This is a genomic window from Mesorhizobium sp. SARCC-RB16n, from assembly GCF_008520305.1.
Taxonomy (GTDB): domain Bacteria; phylum Pseudomonadota; class Alphaproteobacteria; order Rhizobiales; family Rhizobiaceae; genus Mesorhizobium.
In genome coordinates this window covers 15,136-31,623 of sequence record NZ_ML703283.1, presented here as the reverse complement: position 1 = coordinate 31,623, position 16,488 = coordinate 15,136, and the positions used below count along the sequence as shown (strand labels likewise).

Below are 16,488 nucleotides of genomic sequence, written 5' to 3'. Positions count from 1 at the left end.
CTCTTTTCCTCCGGAGAAGCGCCACGGGGGCAGGTGAGGGGCAGCATACTGGAACACCAGGTGCGGCCCCTCATCCTCGCCCTCCCGAAGGAGGCGAAACAGTCGGGCTCGCAAATCGGCCAAAGGGTAAAGCAGATGACCGTGAAACTCTCTTCCTCGAGCCTCGCCACGCTTCCGTCCAAGGTCGCAGGTCCGAACTATGACCGGTCGGCGCTGAAAGCCGGCATCGTGCATTTCGGCGTCGGTAATTTTCACCGTTCGCACCAGGCCGTCTATCTCGACGACCTGTTCGGTCAAGGCGTCGGCCATGATTGGGCGCTGGTCGGCGCAGGCGTGTTCGACGGCGAGAAGATCGGCCGCGGCAAGCTTGAGGAGCAGGATTGGCTGACGACGGTGGTCGAGCAGGACGAAGGTCATATGAGTGCACGCGTCACCGGAGCGATGATCGATTTCCTGATGCCGGGCGATGCTGCCGGCATCATCGAGCGGCTGGCCGACCCGGCAATCAGGATCGTTTCGCTGACCATCACCGAAGGCGGCTATTTCATCGATCCGGCCTCAGGCGTGTTCAACCCGACCCATCCCGACATCGTCGCGGACGCGCAGCCGGGCGCCACGCCAAAGACTGTGTTCGGCATCATCCTGGCCGGCCTCATGCGACGCCGCGAGGATGGCATCGTGCCGTTCACCGTCATGTCCTGCGACAACATTCCCCACAACGGCCATGTCACGTCGGACGGCGTTATCGGCCTTGCCCGCCTGATCGACGAGGACCTGGCGAGCTGGGTCAGCGACCACGTCGCCTTCCCAAACGCCATGGTCGACCGCATCACGCCGGCAACCAGCGACCGCGAGCGCAAGATCCTCGCCGATGATTTCGGCCTCGAGGACAATTGGCCGGTGTTCTGCGAGCCGTTCCGGCAATGGGTGCTGGAAGACCATTTCACCGATGGCCGCCCGCCGCTGGAAAAGGTCGGCGTGCAGTTCGTCAGGGATGTCGCCCCTTACGAACTGATGAAGATCCGCATCCTCAATGGCGGCCACGCCACCATTGCCTATCCGGCCGGGCTGATGGACATCCACTTCGTCCATGAGGCGATGCAGGAGCCGCTGGTGCGCGGCTTCCTCGACAAGCTCGAGCACGACGAGATCATCCCGACCGTGCCGCCGGTGCCGGACACGGTGCTTGAAGACTATTACCAGCTCATCGAGAAGCGCTTCTCCAATCCCAAGATCGGCGACACGGTGCGCCGGCTCTGCCTCGACGGCTCCAACCGCCAGCCGAAATTCATCATCCCGACCATTGCCGACCGGCTGAAGGCCGGCAAAGGTGTAGTCGGACTGGCGCTGGAATCGGCGTTGTGGTGCCGCTACTGCTTCGGCACGACGGACAGCGGCGCCATTATCGAACCCAACGACCCGAGCTGGGATCGGATGCAGGCAACGGCAAAGGCGGCAAAGGACGCGCCCGCCGCCTGGCTTGCGATGGACGACATCTATGGCGATGTCGGCCGCGCCACGGCCTTCGTCGAGGCCTTCGCCCACGCGCTCAACGTGCTCTGGGCCAATGGCGCGCGCGCCACGCTGACGCGCTATCTCGCCGGCAAGCTCTAAGAGCCAGCCGGCATCATGACGCCCGAACTGGTCATCTTCGACTGCGACGGCGTGCTGGTCGACAGCGAGGCGCTCTCCGTCTCCGCCCTGCTTGGCATGATCGAACTTGCCGGTGGTAGTCTCAGTGAAGACGCCGCCTACGAACATTTCCTCGGCAAGAGCATGAAAAGCGTGCGCGAGATCCTAGGCCGCGACTTCGGCCTGGAGATCAGCGATCAGCATCTCACCGCCATGCGCGTCGACCTCATGCGAAAATTCCGCGAGGAGCTGAAGCCGATCCCTGGCGTCAAGGAGATGCTGCCAAAGCTCGGCCTGCCATACTGCGTCGCCTCTTCCGGCACGCTGGAACGTATTCGCTACGCGCTCGACGTCACCGGCCTGCTCATGCTGATGGAGCCGCATCTGTTCAGCGCCGCCATGGTCGCCAGGGGCAAGCCGGCACCGGACCTTTTCCTCCACGCCGCCGCCGCCATGCGGGCGCAACCGCGAAACTGCCTGGTCGTCGAGGACAGCCCGGCCGGCGTCGCCGCGGCACGAGCGGCAGGCATGCGCGTCTTCGCCTTCACCGGCGGCGCGCACGCCGGCAATCCGGGATTGAAAGCGCGGCTTGCGTCGACCGAACCGGACTTTATATTCGCTGACATGCTGCAATTGCCCGATCTGATTGCAGGCCTGGGAGCGAGAGTTAGAGCATCTTGACGAAACAGTTTGTCTGCGCGGTCGATGTCGGCACCGGGAGCGCTCGCGCGGGCATTCTCGACGCCAGTGGCACCTTGCTTGGCCGTGCCGAGCGGCCGATCGCCATGAACCAGCCGAAGCCCGATCATGCCGAGCATGATTCACGCGATATCTGGTCCGCCGTCTGCACCGCCGTGCGTGCCGCGCGGGAAAAGGCCGGCGTTGCCGCCGGGGATGTTGCCGGTATATCCTTCGATGCCACCTGTTCACTGGTCGTGCGTGACAGGCAAGGCGGCCAGCTCAGCGTGTCGACCACCGGCGACAAGCGCTGGGACACCATTGTCTGGCTCGATCATCGCGCCATTGCCGAGGCCGACGAATGCACGGCGAGCGGCCACGAGGTGCTGAACTATATCGGCGGTGTCATGTCGCCCGAGATGGCGACGCCGAAGCTGATGTGGCTGAAGCGCAATCTGCCCGCTAAATGGAATGAAGCCGGCTATCTATTTGATTTGACCGATTACCTGACCTGGCAGGCGACCGGCTCGCTGGCGCGCTCGCAATGCACGCTGACCGCCAAATGGACCTACCTGGCGCACCAGGAAACCGCGTGGCAACGCGATTTCTTCGAACTCGTCGGCCTCGACAATCTTTTCGACCACGGCAATCTGCCGGAACGGGCCAGCCCGGTCGGCGCCTATATAGGCTCGCTGACGGCGCGGGCAGCGGCAGAACTCGGCCTGACAGAAAACTGTCGCGTCGGCGCGGGCGTCATCGATGCCTATGCCGGGGCGCTTGGCGTGCTCGGCGGCTTTGCCGGCGACGACCAGAATATCGGCCGCCATCTGGCGCTGATCGCCGGCACATCGAGCTGCGTCATGGCGATGTCGCCCGACCCGCAACCTTTCGCGGGTGTCTGGGGCCCCTATTACGGCGCCGCGCTGCCGAAGCTGTGGCTGTCGGAAGGCGGCCAGTCGGCGACCGGGGCGCTGCTCGACCATATCATCCGCTGGCACGGCGCCGGCGGCGAACCGAACGCGGCCATGCATGCCAGGATCGCCGCGCGTGTCGCCGAACTGCGTGCCGCCGAGGGCGAGAACCTCGCCGGCCGGCTGCATGTGCTGCCGGATTTCCACGGCAACCGCTCGCCGCTTGCCGACCCGCATGCCGTCGGCGTCGTCAGCGGGCTGACGCTGGACTCGTCCTTCGACAGCCTGTGCAAGCTCTATTGGCGCACCGCCGTCGGTATTGCGCTCGGCGTGCGCCATGTGCTGGAGGCGCTCAACGAGAACGGCTACCTGATCGACACGCTGCATGTCACCGGCGGCCACACCAAGAATCCGCTGCTGATGGAACTCTACGCCGACGCCACCGGTTGCACTGTGGTCGAGCCACTGGCCGACGAAGCGGTGCTGCTCGGTACCGGCATGGTGGCGGCGACCGCCGCCGGGCTGTTTCCCGATCTCAACGCCGCCTGCCTTGCCATGCAGCAGGGCGGCAAGACACGCGCCGCCAACCCGGCCAGCGGCGCCCGCTTCGATCGCGACTACCGGGTTTTCCTGGAGATGCATCGGCATCGGCAGGCGCTCGACGCGATCCGGTAGACTTTTGCGCTATTGCCTGCGCAGGGACGCCCCTGACGTCGCGTCGAACAGGTGGATGTCATCCTCCTCGAACGTATAGCGCACGGGGGCGTGCAGCACCGGGCATTCGCGTGCCGGAACCAGTGCGCTGATCTCCTTGCCTCCGGAGCCGAATGTCACCAGCGCGTCATTGCCATGTAATTCGATGAGATCGGCGGTGCCCTGCAATATGCCGGCGGCGCCGGCACCGGCCATCTTCAGGTCGGGGGGCCGGATGCCCAGCACGGCGCGATCGCCCGGCTGGAGATGAAAGCCCGCCCCGTCTATCGAAAGCACCGTTCCGGCGCCGGTCAGCGTCCAGCCATTCCCGGCCCGGCCGACCGTCACCTCGACAAAGTTCATGTTCGGCGTGCCGATGAAGCCGGCCACGAAAATATTGCCCGGCCGCCCGTAGATTTCCGCCGGCGAGCCTATCTGCTCGATGATGCCGTCCTTGAGCAGCACGATGCGGTCGGCGAGCGTCATCGCTTCCAGCTGGTCATGCGTGACGTAGACGGTGGTGGTCTTCAGCGACTGGTGCAACCGCGCGATCTCGACGCGCATATGGTTGCGCAATTTGGCGTCGAGATTGGACAAGGGCTCGTCGAACAGGAACACCTTGGGCGTCTTGATCATGGCCCTCGCGATCGCCACGCGCTGCTGCTGGCCGCCGGAGAGCTCGGCCGGCTTGCGGCCGAGATAGGGGTCGAGCCCGAGCGTCCGTGACACCGCTTCGACCCGCTTACGGATCTCAGACGCCGGCACCTTCTGGCGCCGCAGCCCGAAGGCGATGTTGTCGAAGATCGTCATGTGCGGATAGAGCGCATAGTTCTGGAACACCATGGCGATGCCGCGGTCGCCGGGTTCGAGGTCGTTGACCACCTTGCCGCCGATCGAGACCTCGCCGCCGCTGATGTCCTCCAGCCCCGCCAGCATCCTGAGCAAGGTCGACTTGCCGCAGCCTGACGGGCCTAGGAACACGACGAATTCGTGCTCCTCGATCACGAGGTTGAGATCGCGGATCACCGTGGTTGCGCCATAGGCCTTGTCGACATGGGAGCAAACGATCGCGGACATGGTCAGCCCTTTTCGTCTGCCAGCAGGATCTGCAGCTTGACGTCCTGCGGGTTGCCTTCGGCGGCCCGTTCGAACGCCTTGATGCTGTCGGCGAAATCGTAGGTCCCCGTGATCAGCGGCTTGAGATCGACCTTGCCGGAGGCGATGAGCTGCAGGGCGCGGTCGAAGATGTTGGCATAGCGGAACACCGTCTCGATGCGCACTTCCTTCGAGATCGCCGCCGGCACGTTGAGGGCCACCGGCTCCACCGGCAACCCGACAAGCACCACCGCGCCGCCTGGCCGCACGACGTCGAACAGATCGGCGAAAGCCTTGGGGCTGCCGCTCGCCTCGAAGACGATGTCGGCGCCCCAATTGTCGGTCGCGGCCGCGACGGCATCGACCAGCGACCGCTCGCCGACATTGACCGGCACGATGCCGGCATATTGCGCGGCGATCTTCAGCTTGGGCGCGGAAAAATCGGAAATCAGCACTTTCGAGCAACCGCCGGCAAGGGCGGCAAGCGCGATCATGATGCCGATCGGGCCGCAGCCGACGACGACGGCGACATCACCCGGAACGATCCGGGCACGGCTGGCTGCCTGCATGCCGATGGCGAAGGGCTCGACCATGGCGCCCTCGGCGAAGGAGACATTGTCAGGCAGCCTGTAGGTGAAGGCGGCCGGGTGCACGGCATAGGGAGCAAGAATGCCATGCACCGGCGGTGTCGCCCAGAAGGTGACGTCAGGGTCGACATTGTAGATGCCGAGCCTTGTCGCGCGCGACGACAGGTTCGGCACGCCCGGCTCCATGCAGACGCGGTCGCCGACCTTCAGACTCGTGACATTGGCGCCGACCTCGACGACTGTGCCAGCAGCCTCGTGGCCGAGAACCATCGGCGCACGCACGACATAGCTGCCGATGGCGCCATGGGTGTAATAGTGCACGTCGCTGCCGCAGACGCCGACCGTGTGGATGGCGATCCTGACATCGTCGGGTCCGACATCGAGCGGCAACGCGATCTCGCGCAGCGACAGTTCGCCTTGTTTCTCAAGCACCAAAGCCCGCATCGGGTAAGTCCTCACTTCAAGTCTTTTTTTGCCGGAAAACGGAATTCAGGAAGCCGCTGAGCACGCCGAGGAACAGCAGCGGCGGCAGCGACAGGAGCACGACCGAGGCGTTCAGGATTCCCCACGGCACGTTCATGCCTTGCTGGGAGAGTTCGGAGGCGACGATCGGCAAGGTCTTGGCGTTGGAGCTCGACAGCATCAGCGCGATCAGGAATTCGTTCCAGACCAGCACGAAGCTGAAGGCGACCGCGCCGATCAGCGAGCGGGCAGCGACCGGCAGCGCGATCCGCCAGAACACCGCGTAAGCGCCATAGCCGTCGACGAAGGCGGCTTCCTCGATCTCCTTCGGCACGCTCTGGAAGGCAGGGATGGCGAGCCACATGATCACCGAGATGGTGAGCAGTGAGTAGGTGACGATCAAAGCCGGCAAAGTGTCGTAGAGGCCGAGTTGCAGCCAGATCACCATCAGCGGGATCGCCACCGCCACCGGCGGCAGGAAGCGCAGCGACAGCACGAAGAACTGGATGTCGCCAGCCCAGCGATTGGGATAGCGCGCCACCGCGTAGGCCGCCGGCAGGCCGAGCACGACGCCGATCAGCACGGCTGTGCCGCAAGCGATGACCGAATTGTAGAGCCCGGTGATGACGCTGTCGCGGCCAAGGATGTAGCTGATGTTGGCAAGCGTCGGCGTGAACACCAGGCGGGGAACGCGCGTGATGATATCGACGCTGTTCTTCAGTGAATTAAGCGCCGTCCACAGCAGCGGGAATACGGCGAGAAAACCGGCGAAGGCCAGGACGGCCTTGGCGACGATGCGGCCGAGCCTCATGCCTGCACCCGCTTCCACAGCATGGTGAAGGTGATGACGGTGGCGATCATCATCAGCACAGCCATCGCCGAGGCGTAGGAGACCTTGCCGGATTCGATGAAGCCTTGCGAGAAGGCATACATGTCGAGCGTTTCGGTGGCCACGCCGGGCCCGCCGCGTGTCATCACATAGATCAGGTCGAAGGAGCGCAGCGATTCGATCATCTTGACGAACATCAGGCTGACCAGCGGCGCCTTCAGCATCGGCAAGGTCACATAGGCGTGGATCTGCCAGCGCTTGGCGTGGTCGAGCCGCGCCGCCTCGATCGGCTGCGGCGGCAAAGTCTCCAGCAGTTTCAGCACGATGACGGCGAAGAACAGGCCCCACTGCCAGACATCGACTGAAGCGACCGCGAACAAAGCCGTCGACGGCTTGGACAGCGGGTCGAAGATCAGTCCGCCGGTCAGCAGCCGGTATGGGTAGGTGGCGATGCCATAGAGCGGGTGATAGGCGAACTTCCACACGAAGGCCGCCGAGACGCGCGGCAACAGCACCGGAATGATGAACAGCAGGCAGTAGACATTGCGCAGGCGCGGCGCGGCGACCTCGAACATGAGCACGCCGAGCCCGATCGCGACGACCATCGTCGCGACGACGGTGACGACTTCCCACTTCACCGACACCCAGACGGCGTTTAGGAAGCGGCGGTCGGAGAACAGGTCGACAAAATTCGAGAACCAGACCCAGGAATAGGCCGTTGAGCTCAGCTCGCGGTTCTGCAGGGCGATGATGATCGCGTAGAGCGTCGGCACCATCGACAGGATCAGCAGAATGACCAGCGTCGGCACGACGAAGGTGACCGGCAGGGATGAACGTCGAGGCATTGGTCTCAGGCCTTGCTGCGTCTCTGATATCTGGACATGGGCGGAACCGTCGTGCGCTTCAGGAAAGGCAGACCCTCCTGCGACGCACAGGTCCCGGCATTCCGAGGAAATGCCGCAAACCGTGCGCCGCAAGAGGGAGGGCCTATTTCTTCACCAGCCCGTTGGCATAGGCCTCGAGTTCGTTGAGGCTACCCTTGACGTCGGTGCGGGTGCCGGCAATCAGTTCCTCGAGGATGATGCCCCAGCGGTCGCCGAGATCAGGCCAGCGCGGATCCTGCCAGAAGTTGACCGCAGTGACCTTGCCGGTCTCGGCAAGCGCCTGGCCGAGATCGGCGCCGTAGATATCGGCGAACTCCTTGCTGGACAGGATGCTGGTGCGGTTCAGCTCGCCGAACTGGTGGGCGTCGAGCCGGCGCTTTTCGTTTTCCTTCGATGTTGCCCAGGCGATGAACAGGCCGGCGCATTTCTTCGAAGCGTCGTCGGCATTGGCTTTCGCAGCGATGGCGAGGCCATGGCCATAACCGCCGCCGGGAAGTGGCGAGGGCGGCGGCAGGAAGCCGATCTTGCCGACCACTTGCGAGGTCTTCGGGTCGACCGCCATGCCCGAAAGCGGCGTCGACTCGACAAGGATCGCGACCTGGCCGGACAGGAAGGCGCCGGTCGATTCATCCCAGCTGCCGGTCTGCGTGCCGGGCGCCGAATCCTTGAACAGCTTCAGGTAGGTCTCGGTTGCCTTGACAGCCGCTTCCGAATTGAAAGCCGGCTTGTCGCCGTCGAACCACTTGCCGCCATAGGCCTTGAAGAACGGCATCCAACGCCAGACATTGGCGCCCGAGCCGCGCGCGCCGCGCAGCGCGATGCCGTACATGCCCTTGTCGGCATTGGTCAGCTTCGGCACGTCGGCGATCAGTTCGTCCAGCGTTTTCGGCGGCTGGATGCCGGCGGCCTCCAGCACATCCTTGCGGTAGACCATCAGGTCGCCGCCGCCGGTCAGCGGCGCGAACCAGACCTTGCCGTCATAGGTGGCGACCTTCTGGCGGCCGGGATCGAAGTCGGCATAGTCATAGTCAGCCGGATAATAATCGGTCAGCGGCACGATCCACTTCGACGAGGCGAAGAGCGCCACATTCGCTTCATCGACATAGTAGACGTTGTAATTGCCGACGGTGGAGGCGTCCGCCCGCGACTTGGCGCGGCGGTCGTTCTCGTTCAGGTAATCGATCTTGAAGCTGGCGCCGGCAAGCTTCTCGAACTCGGCCTTGGAGTCCTCCAGAAGCGTCAGGCCGTCGCGTGGCTGCGCCAGCACCTTGACCGGTGCCGAGCAGACCGGTGCCTGCGCCAGGGCTAGGGTTGAAACGGTAGCGGAAAGCACGAAAGCTGCGCCAAGGCTGGCAGCGAGCCGAACTGGTTTCATGATCTTTTCTCCTCCAGGAATACGTCGCAGGAAGCGTAGGTCCTCGGGTCACGCGATCCTCACCATCGCCCGAACGACTGCCACCCATCGCCAAAATGCGCAGTTGCGATGGGGCAAGCTAGAAGCCCCGTTGCAGCCGACCTGTACTTTTATGCATTGTGCAGCGCAAAAACCGGCGTCCATTTACGGAGCTCGTCACACGAGTATCGATCTGGTTCAAAACGATGATTCAGGATGCGCTTATGCGCGCATCGCCAGACGCTGCCGCGACAGCTTGCGATAGGATGACGGCGTCATCTTGTGCTTGCGCAGGAAGGCGCGGTTGAAGTTGGAGATGTTCATGTAGCCGACCTGGAAACAGATATCGGTGATTGGGACATCGGTATCGGCCAGCAGCTTGCACGCCTGCCAGAGCCTGAGCTTGGCAAGATGGTCGCTGAAGGAATTGCCGGTGTTCTTCTGGAAGAAGCGCGAGAAGGTGCTTTCGCTCATGCCGGCCAGGTCGGCCACGTCAGGCAGCTTCAGATCTTCGGCGAAGTGCTGGAACAGATAGGTCAGCGCACGCTGGATGATGTCGAGCGAGGCGGCGTCGAGAATCGGCTGGAAGTCCGGCGATGACAACAGTTCGTACTCGTCGGTCTGGGCCAGGAGATCCACCAGTTCGAGGAACAGGCAGAACCGGGCCAACCCTTGCACCGTGCCCATCCGCTCCATCAGTGCGGCTCCGTCGAGGGCCGTCCGGCCATGGAAGACCATGCCGCGCAGCGACCGTTCCAGGAACGGCTCCAGTTCGCGCAGTTCGGGCAGCATGTCAGCCGATCCGCGCAGCCGCTCAGGATCGAATTGCAGCACGATGTCACGACCCTCGATCAATTCACCGGGCTGCACCGCGGTGACCCAGTCATGCGGCAAGCCGCCACCGACGATGGTGAGGTAGCCCGGCCCGAACTCGCCGATATGGTCGCCGACCAGGACCACGCCGGAGGATTTCCGCAAGAGATGGATCTCGTATTCCGGGTGGAAGTTCCAGACATTGCGCTCCCAGGGATAGTCGTCCAGCCGCCACAGGAAACTGTCGCTCGCCTCGGTAACGATATGCTCGAAGGAAGGCGCCGTGCGCGGGATCGCGGCCGTGTTCTTCCTGCGTCTGAACGCCATCCTGCCTCCCACAATTCGCCGGTTGCCGATGTCTGTCGTAGCAGTCCCCGGCCGGCAAGGGAACGAGGTGGAAGCTCCCATGCAATGCGCTGGCTCAATCTGTTCCGTCGCCTCCTCCCTTGCCTTCATGTCGCATTTCGTTCAATAGACGGCGCAAACGGCGCCATTTTGTGCCGTTGCTGTGCGGCTTCCGGGCGTGGCCCGACGCGCCGTGTTCTGAAAGAGCAGGACAATGTCTGCGATCGAAGCCGGCGCGCGCGCGCCGGAAAATCTTTGGCGCCAGGAAATCAGGGCGACGCTGGCGCTCGCCTGGCCGATGGTGCTGACCAATCTCGGCCAGACGGCGATGACCGCCACCGACGTCATGATGATGGGACGCCTTGGCGCGGACACCCTGGCCAGCGGCGCGCTGGGCGCCAACCTCTACTTCATGCCGCTGATCTTCGGCCTCGGCTTGATGCTGGCGACCTCGCCGATGATCGCCACCGAACTCGGCCGTCGCCGCCATTCCGTACGCGATCTGCGCCGCACCGTGCGCCAGGGCCTGTGGCTGGCGATCCTGATCTCGGTCCCGATCTGGCTGGTGCTTTGGCATGGCGAGGCCATTCTGCTGGCCATGGGCCAGGAGCCCGCGCTGGCGCGTCAGGCCGGCATCTATCTGCGCTGGCTGGAGTGGGCGGTGCTGCCCTTCTATGGCTATATCGTGCTGCGTTCGTTCATCTCGGCGCTGGAGCGGCCGGGCTGGGCGCTGATCATCGTTTTCGTCGCCGTCGCCTGCAACGCCTTCTTCAACTGGCTGTTCATGTTCGGCAATCTCGGTGTTCCGGCCATGGGCATCGCAGGCTCCGGTCTTGCCACCACGCTGTCCAGCACGCTGATGTTCGTCGGCATGGCTGTGGTGGTGATGCTGGAGAAAAAATTCCGGCGCTACCGTCTGTTCGGCCGCTTCTGGCGGTCCGACTGGCCGCGCTTCAAGGGACTGCTGCGGCTCGGTCTGCCGATCGCCGGCATCCTTGCCTTCGAGGTGACGATCTTCAATGCCGCTGCCCTGCTGATGGGCCTGATCGACGCCGATTCGCTGGCCGCGCACGCCATCGCCATCCAGATCGCCTCGATCTCCTTCATGGTGCCGCTCGGCCTCAATCAGGCGGTGACGGTGCGGGTCGGGCTCGCGCATGGCGCCGGCAATCCCGAGGGCGTGTCGCGCGCCGGCTGGACCGCCTTTGTCATCGGCGTCTCGTTCATGGCGCTGATGGGACTGGTGATGGTGCTTTGGCCGCACCTCCTGATCAGCGCCTTCATCGATCTCGCCAATCCAGCCAATGCCAGGGTGATCGCGCTTGCCGTGTCGTTCCTGGTGTTTGCCGCCCTGTTCCAGGTCTTCGACGGCGCGCAGGCGGTTGCCTCCGGCATGCTGCGCGGCCTGCACGACACCAAGGTGCCGATGATCTATGCCGCGATCGGCTACTGGGGCGTCGGCCTGCCGCTCGGCGTGCTGCTCGCCTTCCATTTCGGCTTCCACGGCGTCGGCATCTGGATCGGCCTGTCGTCCGGGCTGGCCGTGGTGGCGGCGCTGCTGCTGGCGCGCTGGCTGCGCCGCGACCGCATCGCGCCGTCGCTGGCGTTCGGACACTGAACCAGGCGGCCCGGTTGCCAACTGGCCGTCACGTCCTACCATTGCAGCTAACTAAACGACGCCTTCCGATCGGCCTACGGACGTTCGCTGGGCGATAGCCCCTGGCATGAGATGTTGAACGGGCATTCCAACGCGGCAACGTTTCCACCAAGAGACAAATGACCGAGGAGAAAACTGTCATGAAGGCAATTGTGGTGACGGACCAGGCTGCGGGAATGGCCGGGATGAAGCTGGCGGAGCGGCCCGAGCCGCAGGCAGCGATAAACGACGTCGTCGTTCAGGTTCATGCGTCGGGTTTTGTCCCGACTGAACTGGCGTGGCCCTCTACCTGGGCCGACCGCCGCGGCCGTGACCGAACACCGTCAATCCTTGGGCACGAGCTGGCCGGAATTGTCGTCGCTCTCGGCTACGGCACGACGGGACTGTCGGTAGGGCAGAGAGTCTTCGGCCTCGCCGACTGGCATCGCGACGGCACCCTGGCGCAGTATATAGCCATGGAGGCACGTAACCTTGCGCCGCTGCCGGGCGACGTCGATTTCACGGTGGGCGCGAGCCTGCCGATCTCTGGCCTCACCGCGTGGCAGGGACTATTCCAGCATGGCCGCCTCCAGGCGGGCCAGAGCGTCCTCGCGCACGGCGCGGCCGGCGCAGTCGGCTCTATGGTGACGCAACTCGCACGAGAGGCCGGCGCCCATGTCATCGGCACCGGACGCGCCGCCGACCGTCAGAAGGCGCTCGACTTCGGCGCGAAGGAGTTCATCGACCTCGACAACGACGCCCTGGAAGACATTGGCGGAGTCGATCTGGTGTTTGACGTCATCGGCGGCGACATCCAAAAGCGGTCCGCAGGCCTGATTCGAGCCGGCGGAACGCTGGTGACCGTCGTTGGACCGGCGGAGGCGCGGCCCACCGACGGCCTGGCGGTCGACTTCGTTGTCGAGTCCGATCGTGCCCAACTGAGCGAGATCGTCCAGCGGGTGCGGGACGGGCGACTCCGGACGAACATCGGCAACGTCTCGCCCCTCCACGATGCCGTCGCCGCCTTCAACCCGACCGAGCGACGCACTGGGAAGACGATCATCCGCGTCCGTCCGTGAGGACAGGAAAAGGCGAAGAGCAAGGGGCCCTCTCTTGTCGAAGCTGATGCAGCCAGCATGACCAAATGACCACAAGAGGCATTCGAACGCTAATCGCCGGGAGTTTGCAGTGGCCGTCGATGTTGGTCAGCGCAACATGCTCGCGGCTCAGTGGCCCGCTGCCTGCTTCTCCAGCCGCCGCGCATATTGGGTCAACGGAAAGCACAGGACGAAGAAAATCAGCGCCACCAACCCATAGACCTTGAACGGTTCGAAAGTCGCGTTGTTGATGGCGTTGGAGGTTCGCACCAATTCCTCGAAGCCGATGATCGAGGTCAGCGCAGTCGACTTGATCAGCTGCACCAGGAAGCCGACGGTCGGCGCGCGGGTGATCGCGAACGCCTGCGGCAGGATGATCAGCCTGAGTTCCTGCAGATAGTGCAGGCCGAGGCTGGCGCCGGCATCCCATTGGCCCAATGGCAGCGCATCGACGCCGGAGCGCCAGATTTCGGCGAGATAGGCGCTGGCGAAGAAGGTCAGGCCGAGCACCGCCGCGGTCCATGGCTCGATGCGAAGACCGAGCATGGGAAGCCCAAAGAACATCAGGAAAAGCTGCATCAACAGCGGCGTTCCCTGGAACAGCGCGATGTAGCCGGAGGCAATGCGCCGGCTCCACTTATTCTCAGAGATCCTGAAGAACAGCACCGCGATCCCGACCAGCGCGCCGCCGACGAAGGCAGCCAGCGACAAAAGCACCGTCCAGCGGGCGGCGAGCAGCAGGTTGCGCACGATGTCCCAAAGCGTGAACTCGATCATGACACGCCCGCTCCGAGCGCGCGGCGCCCGCCTGCAACCAGCAGCCGCCGCAAGGCCATCGACATCAAGAGATAGACCAGCGTCACGACGAAATAGGTCTCGAACGAGCGAAAAGTGCGCGCCTGCAGCATGTCGGCCTCATAGGTCAGCTCGCGCACCGCGATCTGCGACACCACGGCGGATTCGAGCATCATGATGACGATCTGGCTGGTCAGCGCGGGATAGATGATCTTGAGCGCCTGCGGCAGCACGATCTTGATGAACACCTGGCGCGGCCGCAGTCCCAGCGCCAGGGCCGCCTCCGTCTGCCCGCGCGGCACGGCGTCGAGCCCGGCGCCGACGATCTCGATCGTATAGGCTGCCATGTTGAGCGTCATCGCCAGCATGGCGGCCAGGATCGGATCGAGCCTGATGCCGAGGCTCGGCAGGCCGAAGAAGATGAAGAACAGCTGCACCAGGAACGGTGTGTTGCGCATCACCTCGACATACCAGCCGATGGCCCGGCGCAGCAGCGCTGGGCCGTTTCGCCGTCCTGCCGCTCCGAGGATGCTGAGCAGCGTTCCCGCCAGCGTGGTGACGGCGATCAAAAGGATCGTCGTCGCCGCGCCGTGCGCGATGTCGCCTACGGCACCCGGAAGCCAGCCGAAGGCCACGGCAACTCAATCCTTGAGGTTGTCGGGGTTGAGCGGCGTCTTCAGCCAGGCCTTCGAGCTTTCGTCCAGCTTGCCGTCGGCCAGCATCTTGGCGATGGCATCGTTGACCGCCTTCTTGAGGCCGTCCTCATTCTTGTTGAGGCCGATATGCGAAGGCGAGGTCAGAAGCTGGAACTTCTGCTCCGGCTTCAGCGCATCCTGCTTGGCCAGCACCTGCGCGCCGACGTCGTTGCCGACGACCATCAGCTGGGTCTGGCCGGAAATGAAGGCCTGGATCACCGAATTGTAGTTGTCGAAGCGCTTGATGTCGGCCGAGGCGGGCGCTGCCTCGGTCAGCGAGCTGTCTTCCAGCGTGCCGCGATTGACGGCGATCGACTTGCCGGCAAGGTCTTCCTTGCCCTTGACCGACATTGCCGCCGGACCGATCACTGCGATGTAATAGGGTGCGTAGGCGGCGGCGAAGTCGATCACCTGCTCGCGCTCCTTCGAGTAGCCGACGCTCATCAGGATGTCGACGCGATGGTCGTTCAAATAGGGGATGCGGTTCTGGCCGGTGACGGCGATCGGATTGAGCTTCACCTTGAGCGTGTCGGCGATGTACTGGGCGACGTCCATGTCATAGCCCTTGAGGCTCATGTCGGCGCTGGCCGAGGAGAAGGGCGGGAAATCGGCGAAGACGCCGACATTGATGGTGCCGGCCTTGGTGATGTCGGCCAGCGCATCAGCCTTGGCCGCCTGCGTGGCAAGACCGAGGCCTGCCGCGCCCAGGACCAGGACGGCGGCGATGGATGATGTGAATGTCGAACGGATTGTCATTGTCATTCCCCTTCTGGAAGCTTTTTGATTGTTTGGGTCGGCCGCCGGCTCCAGCGCGGCGGCCGCCTTTGCTTTCCGACCGTCAGGCTCCCTTGCCGGCCACGGCCGGGCTGAACACCATCAGGCTCAGGATCTCGAACAGCACCTGGGCGCCGGCATGCGCGGTGTTGGTGGTCGCGTCATATTGCGGCGCCACCTCGACGACGTCGCCGCCGACGATGTTGAGACCCTTGAGGCCGCGCAGCAATTCGAGGACTTCGCGCGTGGTCAGCCCACCGACTTCCGGCGTGCCGGTGCCCGGCGCGAAGGCCGGATCGACGCTGTCGATGTCGAAGGACACATAGGTCGGGCCGTCACCGACTATTTTGCGCGCCTTCTCGATGATTGCTGGGATGCCGAGCCCGGTCACCTCCTCGGCGTGGACAACCGTCATGCCGGATTCGTAGGTGAACTCCCACAGATATTCGGCAGCACCCCGGATGCCGATCTGGATGGTGCGCGTCGGATCGAGCACGCCGTCGAGCACGGCGTTGCGGAACGGGCCGCCATGGTGGAATTTGGTCAGGTCGAACAGGCCGCTGGTGTCGCAGTGGGCGTCAATGTGGATCAGGCCGACCGGCGCCTTCTTGCCGACCGCCTTCAGGATCGGGTGCGTGATCGAGTGATCGCCACCGACCGACAACGGGATGACGCCGGCGTCGACGATCTGGTTGATGCGGCGCTCGATATCCTCATGGCTGGTCTCCAGCCGGTAACGGCTCTGGAACGGAACATCGCCGATGTCGGCAACCCTGAGCTCATGCGTCGGAGCGCATTCCAGCACATGATTGTAGGGGCCGATGCGCTCGATGGCCCGCAATGCGCGCGGCCCGAAGCGCGAGCCCGGCCGGTTGGTGACGCCGAGGTCCATCGGCACGCCAATGATCGCCACCTGCAGGTCGCCGAAGTCCGGATTGTCCGCCGCGATCTCGCGGTAGGGCGCGGTGAGGAAAGTCGGGATGCCGGAATAGGGCGCCAGCCGTGTGCCGCTCTTGGAAAAGATCTTGTCGGCGACCTTGCGGAACTTCGGGTCGAACATCTCGCCGCCATGGCTCTCGCTATATTTGCGGCGCAACGCGTCGAGCTTGCCGCGATCATATCCCATATCCGCTCCTCCTCAGCTGATGCAGTGTTGCCGTCGGTGACCT

At 64.1% G+C, this 16,488-nt stretch carries 15 protein-coding genes; 5 read left to right on the top strand and 10 right to left on the bottom strand.

The annotated features are described in order from the left end of the window. The first annotated feature begins 135 nt into the window (after nt 1-135). The 3 genes from C7I87_RS25935 to C7I87_RS25925 are packed head-to-tail and all read left to right on the top strand — an operon-like array spanning nt 136 to nt 3,896. Entirely contained in the window at nt 136-1,614 is a 1,479-nt protein-coding gene (locus C7I87_RS25935; protein WP_149906894.1) for a mannitol dehydrogenase family protein, read from the top strand. A gap of 15 nt (nt 1,615-1,629) precedes the next feature. After that, complete coding sequence (locus tag C7I87_RS25930; protein ID WP_149906893.1) at nt 1,630-2,313, top strand: HAD family hydrolase; 684 nt, start codon at nt 1,630-1,632, stop codon at nt 2,311-2,313. Beyond that, nucleotides 2,310-3,896 (top strand): FGGY-family carbohydrate kinase, encoded by a 1,587-nt coding sequence (locus C7I87_RS25925; protein ID WP_149906892.1) that lies wholly within the window; start codon nt 2,310-2,312, stop codon nt 3,894-3,896. The genes C7I87_RS25930 and C7I87_RS25925 overlap by 4 nt, the downstream gene beginning before the upstream one ends. A gap of 9 nt (nt 3,897-3,905) precedes the next feature. Here the strand turns inward: C7I87_RS25925 and C7I87_RS25920 are convergent, their stop codons facing one another. The 6 genes from C7I87_RS25920 to C7I87_RS25895 form a co-directional block, all read right to left on the bottom strand. Beyond that, complete coding sequence (locus C7I87_RS25920) at nt 3,906-4,991, bottom strand: ABC transporter ATP-binding protein (RefSeq protein WP_149906891.1); 1,086 nt, start codon at nt 4,989-4,991, stop codon at nt 3,906-3,908. Nucleotides 4,992-4,993: 2 nt separating this feature from the next. Beyond that, a complete protein-coding gene (locus tag C7I87_RS25915) occupies nt 4,994-6,040 on the bottom strand; it encodes an NAD(P)-dependent alcohol dehydrogenase (protein WP_149906890.1) in 1,047 nt (348 codons plus the stop codon). A 16-nt stretch (nt 6,041-6,056) separates the two neighbouring features. Further along, complete coding sequence (locus tag C7I87_RS25910) at nt 6,057-6,869, bottom strand: carbohydrate ABC transporter permease (protein WP_149906889.1); 813 nt, start codon at nt 6,867-6,869, stop codon at nt 6,057-6,059. Continuing rightward, the gene (locus tag C7I87_RS25905) at nt 6,866-7,732 is read right to left on the bottom strand and encodes a carbohydrate ABC transporter permease (RefSeq protein ID WP_149906888.1); all 867 of its coding nucleotides are present in this window, start codon (nt 7,730-7,732) and stop codon (nt 6,866-6,868) included. Before C7I87_RS25905 ends, C7I87_RS25910 begins: the two co-directional genes overlap by 4 nt. A 142-nt stretch (nt 7,733-7,874) precedes the next feature. Then, nucleotides 7,875-9,146, bottom strand: a complete 1,272-nt coding sequence (locus tag C7I87_RS25900; protein WP_149906887.1) for an ABC transporter substrate-binding protein — start codon at nt 9,144-9,146, stop codon at nt 7,875-7,877. A gap of 240 nt (nt 9,147-9,386) precedes the next feature. Continuing rightward, entirely contained in the window at nt 9,387-10,304 is a 918-nt protein-coding gene (locus tag C7I87_RS25895; protein ID WP_149906886.1) for an AraC family transcriptional regulator, read from the bottom strand. 232 nt (nt 10,305-10,536) lie between these two features. Between C7I87_RS25895 and C7I87_RS25890 the strand changes: the two genes are divergently transcribed. Beyond that, complete coding sequence (locus tag C7I87_RS25890; RefSeq protein WP_149906885.1) at nt 10,537-11,940, top strand: MATE family efflux transporter; 1,404 nt, start codon at nt 10,537-10,539, stop codon at nt 11,938-11,940. A 179-nt stretch (nt 11,941-12,119) separates the two neighbouring features. Next, nucleotides 12,120-13,037 (top strand): NADP-dependent oxidoreductase, encoded by a 918-nt coding sequence (locus C7I87_RS25885; protein WP_149906968.1) that lies wholly within the window; start codon nt 12,120-12,122, stop codon nt 13,035-13,037. Between the two features lie 147 nt (nt 13,038-13,184). Here the strand turns inward: C7I87_RS25885 and C7I87_RS25880 are convergent, their stop codons facing one another. From C7I87_RS25880 to speB, 4 genes are all read right to left on the bottom strand, one after another. Next, a complete protein-coding gene (locus C7I87_RS25880; protein WP_149906884.1) occupies nt 13,185-13,832 on the bottom strand; it encodes an amino acid ABC transporter permease in 648 nt (215 codons plus the stop codon). Further along, on the bottom strand, nt 13,829-14,485 hold the full coding sequence (locus C7I87_RS25875; RefSeq protein ID WP_149906883.1) for an amino acid ABC transporter permease: 657 nt from the start codon (nt 14,483-14,485) through the stop codon (nt 13,829-13,831). Before C7I87_RS25875 ends, C7I87_RS25880 begins: the two co-directional genes overlap by 4 nt. 6 nt (nt 14,486-14,491) lie before the next feature. Beyond that, complete coding sequence (locus C7I87_RS25870) at nt 14,492-15,301, bottom strand: transporter substrate-binding domain-containing protein (RefSeq protein WP_149906882.1); 810 nt, start codon at nt 15,299-15,301, stop codon at nt 14,492-14,494. 82 nt (nt 15,302-15,383) lie between these two features. Continuing rightward, the gene (gene speB, locus C7I87_RS25865; RefSeq protein ID WP_149906881.1) at nt 15,384-16,445 is read right to left on the bottom strand and encodes an agmatinase; all 1,062 of its coding nucleotides are present in this window, start codon (nt 16,443-16,445) and stop codon (nt 15,384-15,386) included. Nucleotides 16,446-16,488 lie beyond the last annotated feature (43 nt).